At 73.6% G+C, this 2,291-nt stretch carries 5 protein-coding genes; 1 reads left to right on the top strand and 4 read right to left on the bottom strand.

Going from position 1 to position 2,291, the window contains the following annotated elements:
- Positions 1–461: amidase family protein (locus ACXJKL_RS19635; protein WP_457208680.1), on the bottom strand; the 461-nt coding region annotated here is incomplete at its 3' end.
- 27 nt (positions 462–488) lie between these two features.
- Positions 489–1,034: an NADPH-dependent FMN reductase gene (locus tag ACXJKL_RS19630; RefSeq protein ID WP_457208679.1), complete on the bottom strand. Its 546-nt coding sequence runs from the start codon at positions 1,032–1,034 to the stop codon at positions 489–491.
- Positions 1,035–1,107: 73 nt separating this feature from the next.
- Here ACXJKL_RS19630 and ACXJKL_RS19625 point away from each other — a divergent pair, with 73 nt between their 5' ends.
- Positions 1,108–1,698 carry a TetR/AcrR family transcriptional regulator gene (locus ACXJKL_RS19625; protein WP_457208678.1) on the top strand — a complete coding sequence of 197 codons (591 nt, stop codon included), beginning with the start codon at positions 1,108–1,110 and terminating at the stop codon, positions 1,696–1,698.
- 13 nt (positions 1,699–1,711) lie between these two features.
- On the opposite strand, the gene ACXJKL_RS19620 is transcribed toward ACXJKL_RS19625, so the two are convergent.
- Both ACXJKL_RS19620 and ACXJKL_RS19615 read right to left on the bottom strand, forming a co-directional pair.
- A complete protein-coding gene (locus ACXJKL_RS19620) occupies positions 1,712–2,074 on the bottom strand; it encodes a hypothetical protein (RefSeq protein ID WP_457208677.1) in 363 nt (120 codons plus the stop codon).
- A 9-nt stretch (positions 2,075–2,083) separates the two neighbouring features.
- Positions 2,084–2,291 (bottom strand): alpha-isopropylmalate synthase regulatory domain-containing protein (locus ACXJKL_RS19615; RefSeq protein ID WP_457208676.1); only part of this gene is annotated, 208 nt, incomplete at its 5' end.

The raw sequence follows: 2,291 nt of genomic DNA, 5'->3' as shown, positions 1-2,291 counted from the left end.
GCCGCGGCCCCGCCGCTCGACCCGCCGGCGGTGCGCGCGGTGTCCCACGGGGTCACGGCCGGCGGCGCCACGTCGGGCTCGGTGTAGCAGGGCGAGCCGAACTCCGGGGTGTTCGTCTTGCCCAGGCTCGGCATCCCCGCGGCCTCGATCGTCAGGACGACGTCGTCCGAGGCGTCGGGCACGTGGTCGGCGTACGCCGCCGAGCCGAAGGTCGTGCGCACCCCCGCCGTCGGGTGCAGGTCCTTGATCGCGGTCGGCACACCCCACAGGGGGCCGGCACCCTCGGGGCGGCGACCGAGCCGACGGGCGTGCTCGCGCGCCCGCTCGGGGGTGGACGTGACGAACGCGCCGACGTGGTCGGCGCGTCCGAGGTAGTGCTCGACGAGCTCGAGCGGGGTGACCTCGCCACGGCGGACGAGGTCACCCWGCTCGAGAGCTGTCAGGTCGTGGAGTGCGGCCACGCAGGCGACCGTACTCCGCGGGCTGCGTCAGGCAGCGGCGTCGTCGCGCCAGGCCGCGAGCTCGGCGACGGCGGCGCGGAACTTGGCCAGCACCTCGTCGTCGTTGAGCACGTCCACCTCGACCCCGGGCTGCGAGAGCACCAGGGTGTCGATGACCTTGGCGCCCGCGATGGTCGCCGAGTGGCGAGCGTGCTCGTGCGACCACTTGCCGCCGTACGGCGTGGGCGTGGTGCCGACGGYCGCGAACGGCTTGCCCACGATGGCGCCGGCACCGTAGGGGCGGGAGAGCCAGTCGATGGCGTTGTTGAGGACGGCCGGCATGGTGCCGTTGTACTCGGGGGTGATCACGAGCACGCGGTCGGCGGCGGCGACCTGCTCACGCAGCGCGACGGCGGCGGCCGGCGGGGTGTCGCCGTCGATCTCCTCGTTGTAGAACGGGATGGCGCCGAGGCCCTCCGCGATCTGCAGGGAGACGCCCTCGGGGGCGGACGCCTGGAGCGTCTCGGCGAGACGACGGTTGACGGAGTCGGCACGCAGGCTGCCGACGAGGACGAGTACGCGGGTGTCAGTCATGTCCGGCCAAACGGACCGTGGTCCGGTTCTATTCCCGTGTCCTGCGCCACACCTCACGACCTAGGGTGAGCGCGTGCCCATCGAGCTCCCCCTGGCGGACGCCCCGCCACCCGAGCGCGCCGATGCCGCGCGCAACCGCGAGACGATCCTGGCCGCGGCATCCCTGCTCGTGGACGAGCTCGGCGTGGAGCGGGTCTCGATGGACGCCGTGGCGCGCGAGGCCGGGGTGGGCAAGGGCACGCTGTTCCGGCGTTTCACCAGCCGCGAGGGCCTGATGGCGGCCGTGCTCGACCGCTCGGAGACCGCCTGGCAGGCCAGCATCCTGTCCGGTCCCCCGCCGCTGGGGCCGGGCGCACCGCCGTACGACCGGCTCCTCGCCATGGGTCACTCCCGGCTGCGGCTCAACGTCACCCACGGCGCCCTCATCAAGGCCGCCACCGGCAGTCACGGCGCCCGCTCGCGCGCCGCGGCGTCGTTCGCGATCATGCACCTGCGCCACCTGCTGTCCGAGCTGCGCGTCGAGGGTGACCTGCCGCTGCTGGCGGTGGCCCTGCTCGCGCCGCTCGACATCGTGGTGGTCGAGCAGCAGCAGGCCGACGACGTCACCCTCGACCGCATCGAGGCGGCGTGGGACGACCTGGTCCGCCGGGTCGTCGGCCACTGAGGCGGGCGCGGAGTCAGCCGACGGCGGAGGCGGCGATCACGGCGCCGAGGCCCCACAGCACCGCACCGACGACGAGGGCCACCAGCGGCACCCACCAGGCCGACCTGCCGCGGACCACCCGGGTGACGACCGCGGCCAGCGCGACCAGGAAGACCACGACCGGTGACCCCACCGCCACCAGCACGCCGAGGCCGATCTGGCCCTCGCGGCACGGCGCGTCGCCGGTGCAGCCGTCCGAGACCATCATGAAGAACAGCCCGAGGAACGACGCGATCGGGACCAGCACTGCGAGCCCGACCATGAGCAGGGCGGTGACGGCACGCTCGACGCTCGAGGTCCGGCGCGGGAGGTCGTCGTACGCCGCGGGCTCGGTCACCGCTCGAACCTAGGGCATGGCCGGGCGCTGGTGGCGCCGCAACCCGAAGGTCAACCCGTCGAGCAGCGCGCCCCACGACGCCTCGATGACGTTGTGGCCGACCCCCACGGTCACCCACGACGACTCGCCGTCGGTGGTCTCGATGAGCACTCGGGTGATGGCGTCGGTGCCGTGGCCCTGGTCGAGGATCCGGACCTTGTAGTCGATGAGCTCGAAC

Source organism: Nocardioides sp. P5_C9_2 (assembly GCF_054049555.1).
Note: the sequence above shows the minus strand (reverse complement) of the source record. Positions and strands in the feature narration are given on the sequence as shown.